The following is a 22,587-nucleotide window of genomic DNA, read 5'->3' on the forward strand; positions in this document are numbered from 1 at the left end:
GGACGTCCGATGGGGCACCCGGGCGAGATAATACTGTGTATTATACCGAGTATGCTAACTCTGGGTGATGGTTCGTGAGCATCCGCCACGCCATGCTGACGCTGCTCAGCGAGGCACCGAAGTACGGTCTCCAGCTCCGTCAGGAGTTCGAGGCGCGCACCGGTGAGGTCTGGCCGCTCAACGTCGGGCAGGTCTACACCACCCTGCAACGCCTGGAGCGCGAGGGACACGTCGAGTCCGACGACGCCGGCCGCGACGGCGCGCAGAAGCGCTACCGGCTCACCGCCGACGGCGAGCGGGAGCTGCACAGCTGGCTGCGTACGCCGCCGCGGGCGGGACCCCCGCCCCGGGACGAGCTGGTGATGAAGGTGCAGGTGGCGATCCGCCTGACACAGGTGGACGTCACCGAGATCCTCCAGGCCCACCGGCGGCGGATCGTCGAGGAGATGCAGCGCTACACCCACCTCAAGGCCGACGCGGCACCGGAGGACATCGGCCTCGGTCTCGTCGTCGACGCCGAGCTGTTCCGGCTGGAGGCGGTCGTCCGCTGGTTGGACGCCGCCGACGCCCGACTGCGCAGTCACCCGACCCGGCCCAAGCCCAGCACACCGGCCGCCGACACCTCGCCGGCCGCCGACGCCCAGGACGCGCGCTCGACGGGCCGGACCGGGGACCGGGCTGCGGGAGCCCGCCGATGAGCGTCGTGCTGAGCCTGCGGCAGGTGTCCAAGGTGCACGGGTCCGGCGGCGCCGCCGTGCACGCCCTGCGCGCGGTCGACCTCGACGTGGTCGCCGGTGAACTGGTGGCGGTGATGGGCCCCAGCGGCTCGGGCAAGAGCACCCTGCTGACCATCGCGGGCACTCTGGAGGAGCCCACCACCGGCCAGGTGACCGTCTGCGGGTCCGACCTCTCCACGCTCTCCGCCGACGCCACCGCCCGGCTGCGTCGCCGGTCGCTCGGCTTCGTCTTCCAGGACCTCAACCTGCTGGCCGGCCTCTCCGCCGTCGAGAACGTGGCCCTGCCCCTGGAACTGGACGGCATGTCCGCGCGTCCGGCCCGTGCCGCCGCCCTCCAGGTGCTCGACGAGCTGGGGCTGACCGACCGGGCCGGTCACTACCCCGACGACCTCTCCGGCGGCGAGCGTCAACGGGTCGCCATCGCCCGGGCCGTGGTGGGGGAGCGGCAGCTGCTGCTCGCCGACGAGCCCACCGGCGCCCTCGACGCCGCCAACGGCGAAGCCGTCCTGCGGATGCTCCGAGCAGCCTGCAAACGCGGCATCGCCGGAGTGATGGTCACCCACGACGCCCAACTCGCGTCCTGGGCCGATCGGGTGATCTTCATTCGGGACGGCCGGGTCGTCGACCAGACCGCCCCGTCGGCCGGGCCGGAGGCCCTGCTCGCCTCGGACCCGACCCCGTGACCCCCGACCCGGACCGCAGCCGGCCCGCCGGCGGCGGCCTCGCGGCCCGCCGCGCCGTGGTCCGCTGGGCCGTACGGCTGTTCCGCCGCGAGTGGCGACAGCAACTGCTGGCCATCGCGCTGCTCACCGTCGCCGTCAGCGGCGCGACCTTCGGCCTGGCGGCGACCTGGAACCTGGCCGCGTCGAGCGACGCCACCTTCGGCCGCGCCGACCAGCTGCTCCGGATCCCCGGCGACGACCCCACCGCGCTGGACGGGCGGGTCGCCGCCGCCCGGGCGTGGTTCGGCACGGTCGACGTGATCGGTCACCGGCACGTGTCGGTGCCCGGGCTGTTCGACCCGGTCGACGTCCGGGCGCAGGATCCGGCCGGCGCGTACGGCGGACCGATGCTCGCCCTGCGGCAGGGCCGCTACCCGACCGGGCCCGCCGAGGTGGCGGTCACCGACGGGGTGGCGCGAGCCCTGCGTGCCGACCTCGGCGGGCCGGTGCGCCTCGACGACACCGACCGCCTGGTCGTCGGCGTGGTGGAGAACCCGGCGGACCTGCACGACGAGTTCGCCCTCACCGACCCGGCGCACGCTGGCCGACCCCAGTCGGTGACCGTCCTGGTGGCCGGTGACCGCGACCGGATGGAGGCCTTCCGGCAGACGATCGACGGCCCGCTGGTGCGCGAGGCCCGGCCGACGGCAGAGCGCACCACGCTCACGATCGCCGCGCTGGCGCTGGCCACCATCGGCCTGCTGCTGGTGTCGCTCGTGGCGGCCGCCGGGTTCGTGGTGCTGGCACACCGCCGGCTGCGTCAGCTCGGCATGCTGGCGGCCATGGGCGCCACCCGCCGGCACCTGCGGCTGGTGCTGCTGGCCAACGGCGCGGCGGTCGGGGTGGTCGCCGCGCTCGGCGGCACCGCCGTCGGGATCATCGCCTGGCTGATCACCGCAGGCTTCGTGGAAACCGCCGCCGGGCACCGCATCGGCCGGTTCGACCTACCCTGGCTCACCATCGGCGCAGGCATGCTGCTGGCCGTGGCCACCGCCACCGCCGCCGCCTGGTGGCCGGCCCGCGCGGTGGCGCGTACCCCGATCGTGAACGCGTTGTCGGCCCGGCCGCCGATTCCGCCGCCGGCGCGGCGGACCGCCGTGGCGGCGGCCGCTCTGCTCGCCGCCGGCCTCACCGCGCTGGTGCTCTCCGACGGATCGAACCCGTTGCTCATCGTCACGGGCAGCGTCGGCACGGTGCTCGGCGTGCTGCTCGTCAGCCCGCTGACCATCCCGGCGCTGGCGGCGGCCCGGGGCGGCCTGCCGGTGGCCGTCCGGCTCGCCCTGGCCGACCTGGCCCGGTACCGCGTTCGGGCCGGCGCGGCGCTCGCCGCGATCAGTCTGGCGGCCGGCCTCTCGGCGGCGATCGTGGTGGGCTCCTCCGCCGCCGAGTACCGCACGCAGCAGGCGGCAGGTCTCGGCAACCTGGCCGACAGCCAGCTGCTGATCCGGATCGGCCAGCCGGAGCCGGTGATCCCCGAGCGCACGGCGGCCGAACTCGCCGCCCTCCAGGCCCAGACCGACACCATCGCGACCACCGTCGGCGCGACGACCGTCATCCCGCTGGACATGGCGGTGGTGGCCTCGTACACCGACCTCGGCCGGGAGGGGAGATCGAGCGGCCACCCGGCCGTCGAGATCGGCCCCCCGGCCGCGGCCGGCCGCTCGACGACGTCCCACCCGCTCTACGTGGTCAACCCCGGCCTGCTCCGGCTGAACGGCGCGGCCGGCACGGCGGTCGACGCCGGGACGGATGTCCTCACCACCCGCACCGGTGAGCTGGCGCTGCTGAACATCCCCGCCCGGGGTGTCCGGCCGACCGTGCGCGCCCTGCCCCGCTCCGGCTACACCGGGCTGCCCGACTCGCTCATCACGCCCGCCGCGCTGGACCGGCACGGCTGGCAGCCGGCGCGGGTCGGTTGGTTCCTCGCGGCCGACCACGCCCTCACCGACGCACAACTGGCCACGGCCCAGGACCTGGCCGCCGCGGCCGGGCTCACCGTCGAGTCGCGCAGGGAGCAGAGTTCGTTGACCGCGCTGCGGACCGGCGCGACCATCGCCGGCGCCCTGCTCGCTCTCGGGGTGTTGGCGACGACCGTCGGCCTCATCCGCGGCGAGGCGTCGGCGGACCTGCGGACGCTGACCGCGACGGGGGCGCCGAGGCGGGTACGTCGGACGCTCACCGCCACCACCGCCGGAGCGCTCGCCCTGCTCGGTGCCGTGCTCGGTGTGGCCGGCGCCTACCTGGCGCTGGCCGGTGCGCTGCACCGCGACCTCGACCCGCTCGGCGCCGTGCCCGTCGCGCACCTCGCCGCGATCACCGCCGGGCTGCCGTCGCTCGCCGCCGGCGCCGGTTGGCTGCTCGCCGGCCGGCCGCCGCCGTCGCTGGCCCGCCGCCTCCTGGACTGAGCGCCGGACGTGAAGTCGGAACTCCCTGGGCGCCGCACGACGCGGCGCCCAGGGTGCCCGGGCCTCGCCGGCCCCCGTTCAGGCCACCGGTGTGGCGGTCCCGGTCGCACCGGCGACGCGCTGGTGGGCGCGGATCAGTTCGGCGTAGCGCAGGCCGCTCGCCTTCACCGTCCGACGCTGGGTGGCGTAGTCGACGTGCACCAGGCCGAAGCGCTTGTCGTAGCCGTACGCCCACTCGAAGTTGTCCAACAGGGACCAGACGAAGTAGCCGTCCAGCGGCACGCCCCGGGCCACCGCCGACGCGCAGGCCGCCAGGTGCTGCTCCAGGTGGTCGGTGCGCTCCTTGTCCTCGACCGTGCCGTCCGCCGTGACCTCGTCCGGCCAGGCGGAACCGCTCTCCGTGACGATGATCCGGCCCGGCCGGTACTCCTCGTTGACCTCGACGAGCAGCCGCTCCAGTCCCGCCGGGTACATCTCCCAGCCCATGGCCGTCTCCACCGAGCCGGGCACCGGCACCTGTCGGGCGTACGGCGGCGGCCCGGTCGGGTCGTCGGCCACCACCTGGCGGAAGTAGTAGTTCACCCCGAGGAAGTCGGTGGGCGTGGCGATGACCGACAGGTCGTCGCCGCGCACCGGCGGCTCGACCCCGTACGTGGCGACCATGTCGGCGGGGTAGCCGCGCCCGTGCACCGGGTCCAGCCACCAGCGGTTGACGTGTCCGTCGGCCCGCCGGGCCGCCGCGACGTCCTCGGGCCGGTCGGTCGCCGGCTCGATCGGGCTGAGGTTGAGCACCAGACCCACCGAGGCCGGTCGGGCGGCGTTGGCGCGGATGGCCTGGGTGGCCAGGCCGTGCCCGAGCAGCACGTGGTGTGAGGCGTGCACCGCGCGGGTCAGGTCCCGCTCGCCGGGGGCCATCCGCCCCTCCAGGTGCCCGATCCAGCACACGCAGAGCGGCTCGTTGACGGTGTTCCAGTCGGCCACCCGGTCGCCGAGGCGGCCGGCGACCACGGCCGCGTAGTCGGCGAACGCCTCGGCGGTGGAGCGCTCCGGCCAGCCGCCCCGGTCCTGCAGCACCTGCGGCAGGTCCCAGTGGTAGAGCGTGACGAACGGTCGGATCCCGTCGGCGAGCAGCGTGTCGACCAGCCGGTCGTAGAAGTCCAACCCGACGGGGTTGACCCGGCCGACGCCGTCGGGCATCACCCGAGGCCAGGCCACCGAGAACCGGTACGCGTCGACGCCGAGCCGGCGCAGCAGCGCGAAGTCCTCCGGCCACCGGTGGTAGTGGTCGCAGGCCACCGCGCCGGTGTCGCCGTTGTCGACGTTGCCGGGGGTCGCCGAGAAGGTGTCCCAGATGGACGGCGCCCGGCCGTCGACGTCGACGGCCCCCTCGATCTGGTACGCCGCCGTGGCGACACCCCAGAGAAAGTCGGGCGGCAGCTTGGACAGGTCCGGCACGGGTCGGTTCTCCTCTGGGTTCGAATGACTCACTTGACAGCGCCGGCGGTGAGGCCGGCGACGAAGTAGCGCTGCAGGGCAAGGAAGCCGGCGACGACCGGGATGCTGACCACCAGCGAGGCGGCCATCACCTGGTTCCAGTAGACGTTGAACTGGGTGGAGTAGCCCTGCAGGCCGACGGCCAGCGTGCGGCTGCTCTCGTCGGTCATCACCGACGCGAAGAGCACCTCACCCCAGGCGGTCATGAACGCGTACACGGTGACCGCGACCACGCCGGGCACGGCGGCCGGGAGGATGACCTGGAACAGGATGCGCAGCGGACCGGCCCCGTCGACCTGGGCGGCCTCGTCGAGCCCTCGGGGGATCGAGTCGAAGTAGCCGACCAGCATCCAGATCGAGAACGGCAGCGAGAAGGTGAGGTAGGTGATCACCAGGCCGGTACGGCTGGCGTACAGCTCGACGCCGGTGGCGTTGCCCAGGTTGACGTAGATGAGGAACAGCGGCAGCAGGAACAGGATGCCGGGGAACATCTGGGTGGACAGGACCGTCACCGAGAAGACCCCGCGGCCGCGGAACCGGTAGCGACTGACCGCGAACGCGGCGAAGATCGCCACCGCGACCGAGCAGATCGCCGCGATGCTCGACACCACCAGGCTGTTCACCAGGTAGCGGGCCAGCGGCACCGTGCTCCACATGTCGACGAACGGTTGCAGGGTGGGCCGGCTGGGCCACCAGGTGAAGCCGTTCTGCACGTCCTGCAGCGGCTTCGCCGCGGAGGTGACCATCACGTAGAGCGGGATGGTCACGAAGAGGGTGAGCAGGGTCAGCACGATGCGCCGGCCCCAGCGCTCACCGGCGGTCTCACGCATGGTCGTCCCTCCGGCGGTTGGTGATCAGCAGGTACGCGGCCGAGACGACCAGCAGGAACAGCAGCAGCGCCACCGACATCGCCGAGCCCGAGCCGAAGTCCCAGGTCTTGAAGGAGCTGCGGTAGATGTGGATGGAGATGAGGTCGGCCTGCTCGGGGGCGGAGCCGCCGAAGAGCACGTACGGGGTGTTGAAGTCGTTGAAGGTCCAGAGGAACAGCACCAGCAGCAGCACCAGGTTCACCGGCCGCAGCATGGGCAGGGTGACCGAGCGCAGGCGACGCCAGAACCCGGCGCCGTCGATCGCGGCGGCCTCGTACATCTCGCCGGGGACGTTCTGCAGGCCGGCCATCAGGCAGAGGAAGGCGAACGGCCAGTTGCGCCAGACCGACACGACCAGCAGCGACCAGAAGCTGTTGTCGCCGATCAACCAGAACGGCCGTTCGTTCATCAGCCCGAGCTGGTCGACCAGCACGTGGTTGACCAGGCCGGTGTCCCGCTGGAGCAGGAAGCTCCAGGTGATCACGGCGGTGTAGACCGGCAGGGCGTACGGGGTGAGGAAGAGCGCCCGCAGGATCGCCCGGCCGCGGAACGGCCGTTGCAGCACGACGGCCGCCGCCATGCCGAGCAGCCAGGCGAACCCGACCGAGAGCAGGCTGTAGACCAGGGTGACCCAGAACGAGTGCAGCAGTTCCTTGCCGGCGGCGCTGTTCAGGTCGAGCGTGGCGCGGTAGTTCTCCAGCCCGACGAAGGGCGCGGTGGACCAGTCGCGGATGTGGAACTGGGTCAGCTCCAGCAGGCTCATCCAGACCCCGACCACCATCGGGATCACGTGGATGGCGAGTTCCAGCACGACGGCCGGCGCGAGCAGCAGGTACGGCAGGAGTGAGCGGCGGGGGCCGCGGGGCCGGCGAGCGGCCTTCCGGGCGGGTGACCCGGCCCGGGGTTCGCGCCGTCCGGCGTCCGGCGCGGTGGTGCTGGTTGCCATCGGGGTCCTCTCGGAGGCGGTGGCCGTGGCCGGGCTCCTCACCCGACCACGGCCACCGATGACGCGTGGGTCAGCGCATCTTCTGCTGCGCGTCGGTCAGCTTCGCCTTCACCGACGCCTCGGTGACGGGCTTTCCGCTCGCCGCGTCGGCGAACAGCTCCTTCATCGCGGTGCCGACCAGGGTCTCGAAGGTGCTCTCCTCGGGCACCTGCGGCAGCGGGGCCGCGGTGGTGACCAGGGTCTCCTGGATGGTCTTCTGCTCCGGGGCGCTGAACGCCGGGTCGGAGGCCGCGGTCTTCACCGCCGGCAGCGAGCCGTACGTGCGGTTGAGGATCGTCTGCTCCTCGTCGCTGGTCATGAACTTCACGAAGCTCAGCGCGCCGTCACGGTTCTTGGTGTGCTTGAAGACCGCCATGTTGATCCCGGCGACCATGCTGTTGATCTTCTTGCCACCGGCCGGCGGGCTGGCCAGGAACGGCACCGGGGCCACCCCGTACGCGTCGGCGGGCATGTTCTGCGTCTTCAGGTTCGACCCGGCGGACTGCCACAGGAGCATGGCGGCCTTGCCGTTGGCGAAGTCGGAGACCGACTGGTTCTGCGCGTACTCGGCGTTGCTCGGGTTGGTGATCTTGTCGGCGGCCATGAAGTCGACGTACCGCTTGATCGCCGAGACGTTCTGCGGGGTGTCGAAGGTCGGCTTGCCGGCCGAGTCGAACCACTCACCGCCGTACTGCTGGCTGAAGGTGAACGCGTGGTGGGCGTTCTCCGACGGGTTGGCCCCCTCGATCGCCAGGCCCCACTTGCCGCCGGTGCTCAGCTTCTTGCCGTACTCGGCGAGCTGCTCCCAGGTGGTCGGCGGGGCGGTGATGCCGGCGTCGGCGAACGACTTCTTGTTGTAGTACAGGCTGTACGCCATGCTGTAGAGCGGCACGGCGGCCGGCGGCTTGCCGGGGGCGCCGGCGGCGGCGAGCGCGGCGGGCACGATCCGGTCCTTGCCGCCGACGGCCTGCAGGGTGGCGTCGTCGAACTCGACCAGCGCGCCGGTGGCCTGCAGCGACGCCGACCAGGTGTTGCCGATGTTCACCACGTCCGGGCCCTTGCCCGACGCGGCGGCGGCGAGCAGCCGGTTGAGCAGGTCCGACCAGGGGACCACCTCGACGTTGACCTTGATGCCGGTCTGCTTCTCGAACTTGTCCAGCTCGGGCTGGAGGATGGTCTTGTCGGCCTCCAGGCTGGCGCCCTGGTTGCTGGCCCAGTAGGTGAGGGTCTTGCTCGATCCGGCGGAGTCGTCGCCGGAGCCGCCGCCGCAGGCGGTCAGCGAGGCGGCAGCCAGTACGGCGGCGGTGAATATCCCGAGGTGTCGTCTCGACACGGTCAGCCCTTCCGGTACGTGGTGGGGGTCCGCCGACCTCCGTCGTCGATAGGGGTGTGGGCGACGGAGGGCCGGCTGCGGACGGGGTTTCGGGGTGCGCCGTCGGTGGTCCGTCGGCGTTTCCCAGGAGTTACATCACGGCTTAATGAATGTCGTCATTAAAGTAGTTGTCCAGTGGGTCGTCAAGCACAGGGCGGTTACAGTCGCTCGAACGACCGACGGGATCGAGGTGCCGAGTGGAGCTGGCGCGAGCCACCAACCGGAGCGTCCGGCTGCGCAACAGGTCCGCCCTGCTGACGAAGCTCTTCCTCGACGCTCCGCTCACCCGCCAGGACCTGGTGCGCAGCACCGGGCTGAGCCAGCCGGCGGTCAGCAACGTGGTTGCCGACCTGATCGACGAGGGGCTGGTCGCCGAGGCGGGCGCCGCCGAGTCCGACGGTGGCCGGCCCAGCATGCTGCTGCGCGTCGCGCCCCGGTTCGCCTTCGTCGTCGGGGTGGACGTGGGCGAGACCCGGGTGCGGGTCGAGCTGTTCGACTTCGCGATGACCCTGCTGGCCAGCGTCGAGTACCCGCTCGACCCGGCCCGTACCGAGCCCGACGTGGTCGCCGGGCACGTGCTGGCCGGCATCGACGCGGTCACCGGCCAGGCCGGGGTGACCCCGGCCGACGTGCTCGGCGTCGGCATCGGCGTCTCCGGCGTGGTCGAACAGGGCACCCAGGCCGTGGTGCACGCCCAGGCCCTGGGCTGGGACCGGGTGCCGTTGGAGCGCATCATCGGCGCCGGGACCGACCTGCCGCTGCACATCGACAACGGCGCGAAGACCCTCGGCCAGGCCGAGATGTGGTTCGGCGCCGGCCGGGGCGCCCGGCACGCCGTCTTCGCGCTGGTCGGCTCCGGCGTGGGCGCGTCGGTGGTGACCAACGGCGCCACCTACCGGGGCGCGTCCAGCAGCGCGGGGGAGTGGGGGCACACCACCCTGGTGTACGGGGGCCGGGTCTGCCGGTGCGGCGCGCGCGGCTGCCTCGAGGCGTACGTGGGCGCGGAGGCGATCATCGACCGTTACCGGGAGGCGCGGGAGGGCCGCCCGGTGCCGGGCGAGGACGAGGAGTCCCAGCTCGCCGCCCTGGTGGCCGCCGCCGAAACCTCGGCCACCGCCCGTCGGGTGCTGGACGACACCGCCGGCTACCTCGGCGCCGGGGTGGCGAACCTGATCAACCTGTTCAACCCTGAGCGGGTGGTGCTCGGCGGCTGGGCGGCGATGGCGCTGGGCGGCCTGCTGCCCGCCGTCCGGGACGCCGCCGGTCGACAGGCGCTGCGCCAGCCGTACGAGCAGGCGTCGATCGAGCTGTGCCGGCTCGGGGTGGACGCGGTGGCGTTGGGGGCCGCCACGCTGCCGATCGCCCGGTTCCTCACCGAAGGTGGCGTACGTCGCTGACGGGCAAAACGCCCACAACAAACCTTCGGGATAAATAACAGTGTTATAGATCGATGTCTTGACGCCGTCGCAATCTCGCCGCAACACTCCTACGAGAGCGCTCTCCGCCCCGCGGCGCCGCGTCGGCGGCAATCCTCCAACCGCACCCAACGGGCGAGCCCCGACCCCACCCAAGCGTCGTCCGTAACCCCCTATCGACAGGCGATGTCATGACATCTCGTGTTACATCCGCACGCCCGCGTCCCCGGCGTGCCATCCGGCACCTGCTTCTCGGGCTCACCGTGGCCCTGGTCGCGGCGCTGACCCCGACCGGTGCCACGACACCGGCGCAGGCCGCCCCCACCCTGCTCTCGCAGGGCCGCCCGGCCACCGCCTCGTCCACCGAGAACGCCGGCACCCCGGCCGGCGCCGCCGTCGACGGCAACACCGGCACCCGGTGGGCCAGCGCGTTCAGCGACCCCCAGTGGATCCAGGTCGACCTGGGCGCCCGGGCCACCCTGAGCCAGGTCACCCTGCAGTGGGAGGGCGCCTACGCCCGCGCCTTCCAGCTCCAGACCTCCGACGACGGCGCCACCTGGACCTCCATCTACAACACCACCGCCGGCACCGGCGGCACCCAGACCCTCACCGTCACCGGCGCCGGTCGGTACGTGCGGATGTACGGCACCGCCCGCGCCACCGGCTACGGCTACTCGCTCTGGGAGTTCCAGGTCTACGGCGAGATCGGCGGCAGCACGCCCACCTGCGGCAGCACCAACGTCGCGCAGGGCAGCCCGGCGACCGCCTCGTCCAGTCAGGATGCCGGCCTCGCGGCATCCGCGGCGGTCGACGGCAACCCGGGCACCCGGTGGGCCAGCGCCGCCAGCGACCCGCAGTGGCTGCGCGTCGACCTCGGCAGCACGCGCTCGATCTGCCGGGTGGTGCTCAACTGGGAGGCCGCGTACGCCCGGGCCTTCCAGCTCCAGACCTCGGCCGACGGCACCACCTGGACCACCATCTACTCGACCACCACCGGCACCGGCGGCACCCAGACCCTCACCGTCGCCGGCAGCGGCCGGTACCTGCGGATGTACGGCACCGTTCGGGGCACCGCCTACGGCTACTCGCTGTGGGAGCTGGCCGTGAACACGACCGGCGGGACCACCGAGCCGCCGGTCGACCCGACCGACCCGCGCAACCCGAACCTCGGGCCGAACACCTTCGTCTTCGACCCGAGCACCCCCACCTCCACCATCCAGAGTCGACTGAACACGCTGTTCACCCAGCAGGAGACCAACCAGTTCGGCCCGCAGCGCTACGCGGTGCTGTTCAAGCCGGGCACCTACACGGCCGACGTCAACCTCGGCTTCTTCACCCAGGTCGCCGGCCTGGGCATGAGCCCGGACGACGTCAACCTCAACGGCCACGTCCGCGCCGAGGCCTTCTGGTTCGGCGGCAACGCCACCCAGAACTTCTGGCGGGCCGCCGAGAACCTCTCGGTCACCCTGCCCGCCGGGCAGACCGTGGAGCGCTGGGCGGTGTCCCAGGCGGCGCCGTACCGGCGGATGCACCTGCGGGGCGCGCAGAACCAGATCCAGCTCTGGAACGGCGGCGACGGCTGGTCCAGCGGCGGCCTGATGGCCGACACCCGCATCGACGGCCTGGTGGTCTCCGGTTCGCAGCAGCAGTGGTACTCCCGCAACAGCGAGTTCGGCAACGGCTGGACCGGCTCGGTCTGGAACATGGTCTTCCAGGGCGTCAACGGCGCACCGCCACCGAACTTCCCCAACCCGTCGCACACCGTCATCCCGCAGACCCCGCAGGTACGCGAGAAGCCGTTCCTCTACGTGGACGGCACCGGTGAGTACCGGGTCTTCGTGCCGGCGCTGCGCAGCAACTCGACCGGCACCAGCTGGTACAACAAGACCCCGGCCGGCTCCTCGATCTCGCTGTCGCAGTTCTTCATCGTCCAGCAGGGCACCAGCGCGGCCACCATCAACGCGGCCCTGGCCCAGGGCAAGCACCTGCTCTTCACCCCGGGCGTGCACCGCGTCACCGAGCCGATCCAGGTCAACCGGGCCGACACGGTGGTCCTCGGCCTCGGCCTGGCCACCATCCAGGCCGACAACGGCAGCGTCGGAATGCGGGTGGCCGACGTGGACGGTGTCAAGGTGGCCGGCATCATGTTCGAGGCCGGCACGACCAACTCGCCGGTGCTGATGGAGGTCGGCCCGGCCGGCTCGGCGGCGAGCCACGCCGCGAACCCGACCTCGCTGCACGACGTGTTCTTCCGCATCGGCGGGCCGCACGTCGGCAAGGCCACCAACACGCTGACCGTCAACAGCGACAACGTGATCGGCGACCACATGTGGCTGTGGCGGGCCGACCACGCCGCCCAGGGCGTGCCCACCGGATGGACGCTGAACACCGCCGACACCGGGCTCACGGTCAACGGCGACAACGTCACCATGTACGGCCTCTTCGTCGAGCACTACCAGAAGTACCAGACCATCTGGAACGGCAACGGCGGGCGGACGTACTTCTACCAGAACGAGATGCCGTACGACCCGCCCAACCAGGCGGCCTGGATGAACGGCGCGACCCGCGGGTACGCCGCGTACAAGGTGGCCGACTCGGTCACCAGCCACCAGGCGTTCGGGATGGGCAGCTACTGCTACTTCAACGTGAACCCGGCCGTCGTCGCCGACCGGGCCATCGAGGCGCCCACCAACCCGAACGTGCGGTTCACCAACATGGTCACCGTCTCACTCGGCGGCGTCGGCACCATCAACCGGGTGATCAACAACACCGGCGGCACCGCGAACGCGGCCACCCAGCAGGTGTACCTGACCACCTACCCCTGACCGGGGCGCCCGCGCCGGTCCGGTCGCGCCGTCGACCGGGCCGGGCGGGTCGCACCGTGGGCCGGGCCGGCCGGGTCCCGCCGAAGACCCGGCCGGTCCCGGTCGCGCCGCGCACCGGACCGCACCTCGACCGACCCGCAACCGTCGGGCATACGACTCCTGGCGCGTCCGCCGCGACGATCACGCAACAGCTGGGCTGGCATCGACGGTCCTATACTGTGCGTACCGGTCGTGGAACCCGTGAGCGGAGGCGGGCGTGCCACTCTTCTTCCTGAGCTACGCCCAAGAGGACAACCGCAACGGTCAGGTGCAGGCGTTCTTCGGCGATCTCAGCGAGGCGGTGGCCGGGCTTGCCGGGGTCCGCTGGCACGAGGCGGGCTTCATCGACGGGCAGATCCTGCTCGGCAGCACCTGGACGGACACGCTGGCCAACGCGCTGTCGACCAGCGCCTGCCTGATCGCGCTGACCTCCCCCCGGTACGTCGTCAGCGACTACTGCGGCCGGGAGTTCCGGGTCTTCGCCGACCGGATCGACGAGCACGAGCGGCAGCACCAGGTCCGTCCGCCGGCCCTGGTGCCGGTGCAGTGGATTCCCTGCGACCGGTTGCCCGAGGCGGTCGGGGCCTTCCAGTACCGCAACTTCCCGACCGGCACGGTCTACGCCCAGGACGGGCTGCTCACCCTCAAGCAGCGCCGCCGGCACGAGGACGACTACAAGGACTTCGTGGACGCGCTGGCCAAGCACATCGTGCAGACCGCCCGCGAGCACACCCTGCACCGGCCGGCACAGCGCCCGACACTGGCCAAGGTGACCAGCGCCTTCGGGCAACCGGTCCGGCCGCAGACGCAGACCGGGCCGGCGGCGGCGGGCGCGGTGCAACGGGCCACCAGCGCGCGGCACGTGCACATCGTGCTGGTCGCCGGCAGCTCCGCCGAGCTGGTCGGCAGCCGCCCCGGGGCCGAGGATCGCTACGGCGCGGTGTCCCGGGACTGGCGTCCGTACCGGCCCGAGCTGGAGGTGCCGATCGGCAGTTGGGCCGGTGCCATCGCCACCACCAAGAGCTACGGCTGGACGGTGGAGGACGCGGAGGACCTGGCGGCGGTGCGGGAGTGGGCGCGGGCGCACAACCAGATCGTCGTGCTGGTGGTCGACGTCTGGTCGGCCGACCTGCCGCGCTACCGGCTCAGTCTGATCGGCTACGACCGGGACGTGGACGCGCCCCGGGCGCCGGTGCTGGTGCCCTGGACGGCCGCGGACGACGCGGCGTCCGGAGGCAACCGCAAGATGTGGGACACCCTGGCCCGGGTGCTTCCGCACCACGTGCTGCACAACACCCGCGAGATGTGGCGTACCGAGATCCCCACCTCGGCCCGCTTCCAGGAGGAGCTGGAGGACGTGCTGGTGGTCGAGCAGGGTCGGATCTACCGCACGGGCACGGTCTACCAGGAGCCGCCCACGGACGGCACCGGGCAACGCCCGATCCTCGAAGGTCCCTAGGGGAGGCAGGCCATGGCGGTCAACGAGACGGCACGTGGGCAGATCGTCACGTTCTACTCGTACAAGGGCGGCACCGGCCGGACCATGGCGCTGGCCAACGTGGCCTGGATCCTGGCCAGCCAGGGCCTGCAGGTGCTGGTCGTCGACTGGGACCTGGAGTCCCCGGGCCTGCACCGCTACTTCCATCCGTTCCTGCGGGACAAGGAACTGCGGGCGACCCCCGGTGTGATCGAGATGATCTGGGATTACTCGATCGCCACCATGCAACGCAACCGCGACGAGGACTCCCAGGAACTCCTCACCGGGCATGCCAAGATCCAGCGCAGGGCGGTCTCGCTGAACTGGGACTTCAGCCACGGCGGCGTGATCGACTTCGTGGCCGCCGGGCAGCAGGACACGGCGTACTCCCGGCTGGTGAGCACCTTCGACTGGGCCAACTTCTACCAGCGGCAGGGCGGCGCGTCGTTCATCGACGCCGTCCGCGCGCAGATGCGCGCCGAGTACGACGTGGTGCTCATCGACAGCCGCACCGGGCTCAGCGACGTGGCCGGCATCTGCACCGTGCAACTGCCCGACCTGGTGGTCAACTGCTTCACCATGTCCACCCAGAGCATCCGCGGCGCGGCGGCGGTGGCCCGCTCCATCCGCAGCCAACGCCCCGACGACCCGCCACTGCTGCTGCCGGTGCCGATGCGGGTGGAGGACGCCGAGCTGCGCAAGCTGGAGACCGGGCGGGACCTGGTCCGCGCCGAGTTCGCCCCGTTCCTCGACCACCTCTCCGACGCGGCGGCGGCGCGCTACTGGAACACGATCGAGGTGCCCTACCGCGCCTTCTACGCCTACGAGGAGATCCTCGCCGCCTTCGGCGACCGACCCGAGCAGGTTGGCACCCTGCTGTCCGCGTACGAGCAGCTCGCCTCGGTGGTCACCGGCGGGCGGGTCAGCAGCCTGCACCCGATGCCCGAGGAGGACCGGCGTCGCTCGCTGACCGAGTTCGAGCGCAGCCGGCTCACCGCCGAGCAGGCCGTCCTCGTCAGCTACGCCTCCGCCGACCGGCTGTGGGCCGAGTGGATCACCGACCAGTTGGAGGAGGCCGGGCTGCGGGTGGACCGCCGGGCGGTGGACGTGCCGCTGCGCGCCGGCGGGCGAGCCGAGTTCGACCGGGCCGTCGGTGGCGCCAGCCGGGTGCTGGCCGTCCTCACCCGGCACTACGCGGGCACGTCGCTCGCCGCCGAGCTGTGGAAGGGCGCCACCAGCCGCGACCAGCTCGGCGGCGGTGGACTGCTGGTGCCCCTGCGGGTGGACGAGTCGCGGCTGGCCGTGCCGTACACCGACCGCAGTCCCGTGGACCTCACCGACATCGACCCGTCCACGGCCCGGACCAGGCTGCTGGAGGCGGCCGGCGCCCCGGCGGCCGCGGTCGGCGGGCGTCCGGTCGGTCGGTTCCCCGGCCCGTTCCCGGCGGTGTCCAACGTGCGCCAGCACGGCACGCCGTTCGTCGGCCGCGCCGCCCAGCTCGAGGCTCTGCGCGACCGGCTCACCACCTCACCGGACTCGGCGACCCAGGTCGTGCACGGCCTCGGCGGGGTGGGCAAGACCCAACTCGCCGCCGAGTACGCGCTGCGCTTCGGCCGCGACTACGACCTGGTCTGGTGGATCCCGGCGGACAGCGAGGACCGCATCCGAGGCGGCCTGGCCGACCTCGGCCAGGCGATGGGGCTGGGCACCGGCGGCGGTGCCGACGCGGTCCGCCGAGTGCTCGACGCGCTGCGTCGGGGCGGCCCGGACCGGCGCTGGCTGATCATCCTGGACAACGCCAACGAGCCCACCCGCGCCATCCGGACCCTGCTGCCGCAGGGGCCGGGCCACGTGCTGCTCACCACCCGGGACCAGAGCTGGAGCGAGTACGCCACCGCGACCGAGTTGACCGTCTTCGACCGCGCCGAGAGCGTCCAACTGCTGCGGGACCGGGTCGCCGGGCTCACCGAGGACGAGGCGACCCAGGTGGCCGAGAAGCTCGGCGACCTACCGCTCGCGGTCGAGCAGGGTGCGGCGTACCTGCGGGCCACGGCGATGCAGGTCGAGCGGTACCTCACCTCGCTGGACACCCCGGGGCTGCTGCGGATCCTCGACGGCCGGCAGTCCGCCGGCTACTCCAAGGCCCTCGCCGCCACCTGGCTGGTCACCCTGGCCCAGCTGCGCTCGGAGAAACCGGCGGCGGCCCGGCTGCTGGAGCTGTGTTCGTTCTACGCGCCGGAGCCCATCCCGGTGGCCATGCTCACCGGCGACCGCTTCGCGAGCTTCATGGCGCCGTTCGACCCGACGCTGACCGACCCGATCCTGCAGGGCCTGGTCACCGCCGAGCTGGGACGCTACGGCCTGGCCCAGGTGGACGCGGAGAACAACTCCGTCCGCATCCACCGGCTGGTCCAACTGGTCATCCAGGATCAGCTCGACGATCCGGAGGAGGCCCGCCGGCAGGCCCAACTGCTGCTCGCCGCGGCCAGCCCGCGCGACCCGGACCGGCCGGGCAACTGGCCCCGCTATGCCGAGTTGTGGCCGCACGTACGCCCCAGCGGCCTGCACCTGTCCACGATGGATGAGGCGCGGCAGCTGGTCGTGGACACCGTGCGCTACCTCTACCGGCGCGGCGACTACGACACCAGCCGGGCGCTGGCGCAGGAGTCGCTGGACAGTTGGCGCGACACCGACGACGACGATCCCACCAAGCTGCGGATGCGCTTCCACCTGGCCAACGTGCTGCGCGCGCAGAGCCACTTCGACCGGGCGTACGAGATCGACCGGGACGTCTACGACCGGCAGCGGCGGATCTTCGGTGAGGAGCACCTGTACACCCTGATGACCGCCCGCAGCCTCGGCGCGGACCTGCGTGCCCAGGGTCTCTACCACGAGGCCGAGGCGCAGGACCGGCGCACCCTCGAGCTGAGCGTGCGCAGTTTCGGCGACGACAGTGGCCGGACGCTCATCGCGGAGAACAATCTCGCCGTGTCGTTGCGGCTGGTGGGTGACTTCCGCGGCGCCGCCCTGCTGGACCAGCACATCCACGAGCGGCGGCGCGACCGCTTCGGCGAGGAGGACCCGTCCACCCTGGCGTCGGCCAGCAACTACGGGCGCGGTCTGCGGGACACCGGCGAGCTGTGGCGCTCGCACAGCGTGCTGCAACGCACGTACACGATCCAGCAGAAGGTGATCGGCGCGGACCACCCGGAGACGCTGCGGACGGCCAAGGAGTTGGCGCTGACGCTGCGCCAGCTCGGCCGCTTCGCCGACGCGCACCGGCTGATCGAGCGGACCGTGCTCCGCTACCAGCGCACCCTCGGCGCCGAGCACGCCGACACGCTGTCGGCCGAGATGGCGTTGGCCACCACCTGGTCGGCGGTGGGTGACAACCAGACCGCGCTGCGGGTGGCCCGGCGGCTGCGCGACGGCTACAACGAGGTGCTCGGCGAGACGCACGCGATCACCCTGGCCTGCCTGAACAACCTCGGGGTGCTGCTGCGCAAGCAGGGCGACCACGGTCAGGCGCGGGATCTCTCCCAGCGGGTCCGCGACCAGTTGCTGGCGAACCTCGGTGAGCGCCACCCGCACACCCTGCTGGCCACCCTCAACCTGGCCAACGACCTGTTCGCCCTCGGTGACCGGGAAACCGCCCTGCTGCTGGACACGACCGCGTACGTGGAGCTGACCCGGGCGCTGGGCGCCGAGCATCCCGACACCCTCTCCGCGTCGGTCAACCTGGCGGTGAGCCGGCTCGCCACCGAGAGCGAGGCCGACGCCGGGCGGGCCCTCTACGACGAGGCGTTCGGGCAGCTGGTGCAGCTCTTCGGCGGCGACAACCCACGGGTGGTCCAGGCTCGTCAGCAGGACCGCTCCAACGCCTACATCGAGCCGGCCCTGCTCTAGGCGGTCACACCCGTGTCGGCGGCGACGGCGACAATGAGCAGGTGATGGTTCTCCGTACCGACCGTCTGTCCCTGCGACGTCTGCGCGACGACGACCTCGACGCCCTGGCGACCATGAACGCCGATCCGGAGGTCATGCGCTACATCATGGACGGTTCCGTGCGGGATCGTGAGCAGAGCGCGTTGGGTCTCCGCAAGGTGATCCACGACTGGGACGCCCGGGGGTTCGGCCTGTTCGCCGTCGAGCTGCGGGAGACCGGCGAGGTGGCCGGATGGGTCGGTCTCGCGGTGCCCGAGTTCCTGCCGGAGGTGCTGCCGGCCGTCGAGATCGGTTGGCGGCTGGACCAGAGGTTCTGGGGGCACGGGTACGCCGCCGAGGCCGCCGCCGAGGTCCTGCGGTTCGGCTTCGAGGACCGCGACCTGGATCGGATCATCAGCATCCGGCACGTGGACAACGCCCGGTCCGCGCGGGTCATGGAGAAGCTGGGAATCTCGTACGCGTTTCGCACCGTCGTACCGGAACACCAGCAGCCCGTCGCCGTGCACGAGATCACCCGCGAGCAGTACCTGGCCCGCCGTCGCGGTTGACCGCTGCGGGGCCCGGCTGCGGCGCGGTGTCCAGGCACCAGGCTGCCAGCGCCAGCGGGTCGGCGTCGGGCAGCGCCCGGTGGGCCTCGCGAACCAGGTCCGGGCGGGTCACCAGGGCACGGGTCGCGGCCGCGTTCCCGGTCAGCCGGGCGGCGAGCGCCAGCCCCACCCAGGCGTCGGTGTCCCCGGGATCGTCACGCAGCCGTCGCTGGTATCCGTGCAGCGCGCCCTCGGCGTCGCCTGCCGCGTAGGCACGATCAAACGAATCCATTGTGGACGGATCGGTGTCGCCGGCCAGCAGTCGCCCCCGTACCGCCGCTTCCGGGCCGGTGCCCGCGGCGAGCGCCGGGGCGGCCGGACCGGGCGCGACCGTCGGCGGCGGGCCGCTGCCCGGGCGCGGCTCGCCTCGCCGCCACGCCCGCACCGCGCGGTCGACCTCGTCCGGGTGCGGGCGCAGGTTGGTCAGGCCCCAGCGCACCGCGCCGCCGTCGGCCACGTCCCGCACCGCCGCCTCGACCCGGGTGTCCACAGGCTCACGCCAGCCGCGCAGCGTGTGCGCCATGCCGGCGGTGAACGTCCGCCCCGCGTCGGTCAGTTCGGTGGCGGCCGCGAGTTGCCGGACCGCCCGCGCGGTCTGCTCCCGCCAGTACGCGAACTCGAAGGCGGCGTGGACGCCCTCGGCCCGGCGGCAGCGCCACACCTCGGCCACCCCCAGGTGCGCGTACGCGCCCTGCAACAGCGCGCCGACCGGCCTTGGGTCGAGCCGCCACGGCGCCCGGTAGCGGGCCGGCCCGCCGGGGTGGTGCAGCGGCACCAGGTCCAGCAGCGCACCGAGCTTCGTGTGTTGCAGCTCGTGCACCAGCAGCAGGGCGAGGGTCTTCGGGTCGGCCGGTACGGAGAGCGCGATGGCGCCCAGCGCGTCCCGGCTGGTCGCGCTCACCGCGTGCCCGGACGGTGGGGGCCGCAGCGGCACCAGCGAGCGCAGCAGCCCGGTCAGCCCGTCGGCGTGCGCCGGCAGGTGCCCCCGCAGCCAGCGCCACGCCTGCCCGGTCAGCCGGGCCAGGTCCGCGGCGTCGGCGGCGGCCAGCCGGGGCGTGGGTGGGTGGTGGTAGCGCTGCCGCCACGGGTCCTGGTCCTCGATGGACACCTCCACGCCGCTCGCCGGTGTGATCCGCCGTACCGGCAGCCAGCGCGCCGACCCGTCGCCCGCGACGACGCGTACCGTGCCGTGCCCCGCGCTCACCACCGTCGGGCCGGGGGTGAGGCCCACCGCCCCGCCGAGGGTGGGCAGCAGCAGCGTACCGTCCGGGCAGGGCAGGGTCAGTTCGAAGGCGAGCCCGGCGCGGGTCGCCGCGGCGGCGGCGACCGCCGCCAGGTAGCCGGCGTCGGCCGGCCCGGCGATGGCGGCGCGTGCCCAGCCGGTGAGCGGCGGGTGTGCCAGCACCTCGGCGACCGCGAGCGGGTCGGCCCGCTCGGCCCGGGTGAGCAGCTCCAGGCCGTCGCGGACCAGCGGGTCGCCGCCGTACGCCCGGGCGGCGGCGACGGTCAGCAGACGGCGTCGGCCCTGCTGCCCGCCGCGCAGCACGTCGACGGTGCCGGCGTCGCCGTGCCCGCCGGCCAGCCCGGCGAACTGCGCGTCCGACAGCGGCCCCGGCACCTGTTCACCGCCCCGTCGGCACGGGCGCGCCGGCCCGTCCGGCACCCGTCGCGCCGGCGGGCGGCGTGACGACGGTGCGGCGCAGCGCGTCCACGTCGGCGGCCACCACCGACTGCACGTGCCGGATCAGCCGGAACAGGTCGGCGCAGTAGACCGACGGGTGCGCGAAGCCGGCGCCGTCGCGGAAACGGTGCGCGTACAGGCCTCCGCCGCACGCGCCGACCACCGGGCAGGTCCGGCAGGCCGGGGCGAGGGCCGCGATCCCGGTGGGTCGCCCGGCCAGCGACGGGTGGCCCAGCGCCTCGTCGAACGTGTGCCGGAAGACGTCCAGTCCGGTACGCATCACCGACGCCGTGGTCGTCTTGAGGGTGTCGGTGCCCTCGATGGTGCCGTCGGTCTCGATCGTCATGATGTCCGGGTCGGTCGCGCCCAGAGCCTGCGTGCCGCTGCGCCCGCCGAGCAGCAGCGCGATCAGCGACTCGAACAGCCGGATGCCGGTGCGTCGGGGAGTCTCCCGGTACCAGGTGTCGAAGACGGCGATCAGCCAGTCCGCGTACGGGGTGGCCGGGTCACCCGGGCGGCGTCCGGGCGGGGGAGCGGTCCAGTTGCCGTGCGGCAGCAACAGGTCCAGCAGGGGCGGGTCGAACTCCCGCAGGCTCCGGTAGACGACGACCGGGTCGTTGGCCAGGTCGACGGTGCAGAGCAGCCCGGCGTACCGGGCCCGGTGCTCGGGCCGGGCCAGCAGGCGCAGGGCGGCGGCGACCTCGGTGAAGCTGCCCCGCCCGTCGGCGTGCCGGCGGTACCGGTCGTTGGCCGTCCGGTCACCGTCCAGGCTCACGCCGATGTCGATGCCGTGCGTGTGGCACAGGGCGAGCATGGCCTCGTCCAGCAGCACCCCGTTGGTCTGCATCGCGACGTCGAGGGTGGCGCCGGTGGGCATCGCGGTGCGCAGCGTCCGTACCGTCCGGTCGAGCACGGCGGCGCCGGCCAGCAGCGGCTCTCCGCCGTGCAGCACCACCCGGACCCGGTCGGTGCCGTGGCGGGCGACGTGCGCGGCCAGCCGGTCGGCAACCCGGTCCACGGTGGCGGGCGCGATGACCCGCGGCCGGTCCCGCCAGCCCTGGTCGGCGTGGCGGTAGACGTAGCAGTAGTCGCAGGCCAGGTTGCAGCGCGAGTGGACCTTGAGCACGAGCTGGCGTACCCGGGGTGCCGCAGCGGATGGCGCGTCGGGGGCAGGCCGGGCCGGGGCGGCCGACGGCGAGGCGTCGGCCGGCACGGTCAGAAGCTCGACTCGAACGCCGACACGTCGCCGGGCCGACCCGGTTCGCTCTCGGCGGCCAACGCACCCAGCACGTGGGCCAGCACGCCGTCACCGGCGCCGGCCAGCAGGTCCGCCAGCGGTACGTCCCCGAGCTGCACCAGAGCGGCGCCCGTGGTGACCGGCGCGGGCGGCTGGGCGTGCTCAGTCACCGTGGACCCTCCCACGGCCACGGACCGGCACCTGCGTCACCGCTGCGCTCACTCCGCCTTTCTACACCATCGCGCCCGACCCGGGACGGCACGACACCGCAGCCGTACCCGCTGGCCACCGCACCGTCACCCGGCGTACCGCCGCCGTCCGGACGCCCGGTGTGGGTCGGGCCGAATCTTCTGCGCGCGGCCTGTCGAACCGGGGGACCGCCGTTCGTGTGGAGGATGAGAGGCCGGTGACGGGCCGGCCGCCCCCCGCGAGGAGGAACGATGACGCAGTACCTGCTCAGCATCCACCAGTCCCAGGGCGAGCTGCCCCCGGACCCGGAGTTCCTCGCCGGGGTGATGCGCCAGATCGGCGAGCTGCATGACGAGTTGGTGGCCGCCGGGTCGTGGGTGTTCGGGCAGGGCCTGCACGGCCCGGAGACCGCCACCGTCCTGCGTCCCCGCGACGGCGAGGTGCTCGTCACCGACGGGCCGTTCGTCGAGGGCAAGGAGTACCTGGGCGGCATCACCGTCATCGACGTGCCCGACCTGGACGCCGCCCTGGACTGGGGCCGCCGCTACGCGCTGGCCACGACGCTGCCGATCGAGGTGCGCCCCTTCCAGGGTGGAGCCGGGGACTGA

The 22,587-nt window shown here is 72.8% G+C and carries 16 protein-coding genes; 9 read left to right on the plus strand and 7 right to left on the minus strand.

Going from position 1 to position 22,587, the window contains the following annotated elements:
* Positions 1–74: 74 nt before the first annotated feature.
* From M8C17_RS06615 to M8C17_RS06625, 3 genes are read left to right on the plus strand one after another with little or no spacing between them, the layout of a single operon-like run.
* On the plus strand, positions 75–698 hold the full coding sequence (locus M8C17_RS06615; RefSeq protein WP_252415493.1) for a PadR family transcriptional regulator: 624 nt from the start codon (positions 75–77) through the stop codon (positions 696–698).
* Positions 695–1,420, plus strand: a complete 726-nt coding sequence (locus tag M8C17_RS06620; RefSeq protein ID WP_252415494.1) for an ABC transporter ATP-binding protein — start codon at positions 695–697, stop codon at positions 1,418–1,420. Before M8C17_RS06615 ends, M8C17_RS06620 begins: the two co-directional genes overlap by 4 nt.
* Positions 1,417–3,864 carry an ABC transporter permease gene (locus M8C17_RS06625; protein WP_252415495.1) on the plus strand — a complete coding sequence of 816 codons (2,448 nt, stop codon included), beginning with the start codon at positions 1,417–1,419 and terminating at the stop codon, positions 3,862–3,864. The genes M8C17_RS06620 and M8C17_RS06625 overlap by 4 nt, the downstream gene beginning before the upstream one ends.
* 78 nt (positions 3,865–3,942) lie before the next feature.
* Here the strand turns inward: M8C17_RS06625 and M8C17_RS06630 are convergent, their stop codons facing one another.
* The 4 genes from M8C17_RS06630 to M8C17_RS06645 all read right to left on the minus strand — a co-directional run bounded on the left by M8C17_RS06630 (position 3,943) and on the right by M8C17_RS06645 (position 8,545).
* The gene (locus M8C17_RS06630; RefSeq protein ID WP_252415496.1) at positions 3,943–5,319 is read right to left on the minus strand and encodes a GH1 family beta-glucosidase; all 1,377 of its coding nucleotides are present in this window, start codon (positions 5,317–5,319) and stop codon (positions 3,943–3,945) included.
* A gap of 29 nt (positions 5,320–5,348) precedes the next feature.
* Positions 5,349–6,188 (minus strand): carbohydrate ABC transporter permease, encoded by an 840-nt coding sequence (locus M8C17_RS06635; protein ID WP_252415497.1) that lies wholly within the window; start codon positions 6,186–6,188, stop codon positions 5,349–5,351.
* The gene (locus M8C17_RS06640; RefSeq protein WP_252415498.1) at positions 6,181–7,173 is read right to left on the minus strand and encodes a carbohydrate ABC transporter permease; all 993 of its coding nucleotides are present in this window, start codon (positions 7,171–7,173) and stop codon (positions 6,181–6,183) included. The genes M8C17_RS06635 and M8C17_RS06640 overlap by 8 nt, the downstream gene beginning before the upstream one ends.
* Before the next feature lie 70 nt (positions 7,174–7,243).
* The gene (locus M8C17_RS06645; RefSeq protein ID WP_252415499.1) at positions 7,244–8,545 is read right to left on the minus strand and encodes an extracellular solute-binding protein; all 1,302 of its coding nucleotides are present in this window, start codon (positions 8,543–8,545) and stop codon (positions 7,244–7,246) included.
* Positions 8,546–8,781: 236 nt separating this feature from the next.
* Between M8C17_RS06645 and M8C17_RS06650 the strand changes: the two genes are divergently transcribed.
* The 5 genes from M8C17_RS06650 to M8C17_RS06670 all read left to right on the plus strand — a co-directional run bounded on the left by M8C17_RS06650 (position 8,782) and on the right by M8C17_RS06670 (position 18,833).
* A complete protein-coding gene (locus M8C17_RS06650) occupies positions 8,782–9,981 on the plus strand; it encodes an ROK family transcriptional regulator (RefSeq protein WP_252415500.1) in 1,200 nt (399 codons plus the stop codon).
* A gap of 209 nt (positions 9,982–10,190) precedes the next feature.
* Positions 10,191–12,824, plus strand: coding sequence for a discoidin domain-containing protein (locus tag M8C17_RS06655; protein ID WP_252415501.1), 2,634 nt, complete (start codon positions 10,191–10,193; stop codon positions 12,822–12,824).
* 256 nt (positions 12,825–13,080) lie between these two features.
* Positions 13,081–14,322 carry a TIR-like protein FxsC gene (locus M8C17_RS06660; protein WP_252415502.1) on the plus strand — a complete coding sequence of 414 codons (1,242 nt, stop codon included), beginning with the start codon at positions 13,081–13,083 and terminating at the stop codon, positions 14,320–14,322.
* A 12-nt stretch (positions 14,323–14,334) separates the two neighbouring features.
* Positions 14,335–18,246, plus strand: coding sequence for an FxSxx-COOH system tetratricopeptide repeat protein (gene fxsT / locus M8C17_RS06665; RefSeq protein ID WP_252415503.1), 3,912 nt, complete (start codon positions 14,335–14,337; stop codon positions 18,244–18,246).
* A gap of 44 nt (positions 18,247–18,290) precedes the next feature.
* Positions 18,291–18,833: a GNAT family N-acetyltransferase gene (locus M8C17_RS06670; RefSeq protein WP_252415504.1), complete on the plus strand. Its 543-nt coding sequence runs from the start codon at positions 18,291–18,293 to the stop codon at positions 18,831–18,833.
* On the opposite strand, the gene M8C17_RS32125 is transcribed toward M8C17_RS06670, so the two are convergent.
* From M8C17_RS32125 to fxsA, 3 genes are read right to left on the minus strand one after another with little or no spacing between them, the layout of a single operon-like run.
* Positions 18,796–20,490 (minus strand): HEXXH motif-containing putative peptide modification protein, encoded by a 1,695-nt coding sequence (locus M8C17_RS32125; protein WP_252415505.1) that lies wholly within the window; start codon positions 20,488–20,490, stop codon positions 18,796–18,798. The two genes, M8C17_RS06670 and M8C17_RS32125, sit on opposite strands and share 38 nt — an antisense overlap.
* A gap of 4 nt (positions 20,491–20,494) precedes the next feature.
* Positions 20,495–21,766 (minus strand): FxsB family cyclophane-forming radical SAM/SPASM peptide maturase, encoded by a 1,272-nt coding sequence (locus M8C17_RS06680; RefSeq protein WP_252415506.1) that lies wholly within the window; start codon positions 21,764–21,766, stop codon positions 20,495–20,497.
* 2 nt (positions 21,767–21,768) lie between these two features.
* Positions 21,769–21,960 (minus strand): FxSxx-COOH cyclophane-containing RiPP peptide, encoded by a 192-nt coding sequence (gene fxsA, locus M8C17_RS06685; RefSeq protein WP_252415507.1) that lies wholly within the window; start codon positions 21,958–21,960, stop codon positions 21,769–21,771.
* A gap of 270 nt (positions 21,961–22,230) precedes the next feature.
* Between fxsA and M8C17_RS06690 the strand changes: the two genes are divergently transcribed.
* Complete coding sequence (locus tag M8C17_RS06690) at positions 22,231–22,587, plus strand: YciI family protein (RefSeq protein ID WP_252415508.1); 357 nt, start codon at positions 22,231–22,233, stop codon at positions 22,585–22,587.

This window comes from Micromonospora sp. RHAY321, assembly GCF_023896955.1.
In the GTDB taxonomy this organism is placed as follows: Bacteria; Actinomycetota; Actinomycetes; order Mycobacteriales; family Micromonosporaceae; genus Micromonospora.

Bases quoted from the DNA above. Each gene is read 5' to 3' on its own strand.
- M8C17_RS06620 (WP_252415494.1), top strand. From the start codon at position 695: ATGAGCGTCGTGCTGAGCCTGCGGCAGGTGTCCAAGGTGCACGGGTCC.
- M8C17_RS06635 (WP_252415497.1), bottom strand. From the start codon at position 6,188: ATGCGTGAGACCGCCGGTGAGCGCTGGGGCCGGCGCATCGTGCTGACC.
- M8C17_RS06640 (WP_252415498.1), bottom strand. From the start codon at position 7,173: ATGGCAACCAGCACCACCGCGCCGGACGCCGGACGGCGCGAACCCCGG.
- M8C17_RS06655 (WP_252415501.1), top strand. From the start codon at position 10,191: ATGACATCTCGTGTTACATCCGCACGCCCGCGTCCCCGGCGTGCCATC.
- fxsT (WP_252415503.1), top strand. From the start codon at position 14,335: ATGGCGGTCAACGAGACGGCACGTGGGCAGATCGTCACGTTCTACTCG.
- M8C17_RS06670 (WP_252415504.1), top strand. From the start codon at position 18,291: ATGGTTCTCCGTACCGACCGTCTGTCCCTGCGACGTCTGCGCGACGAC.
- M8C17_RS06690 (WP_252415508.1), top strand. From the start codon at position 22,231: ATGACGCAGTACCTGCTCAGCATCCACCAGTCCCAGGGCGAGCTGCCC.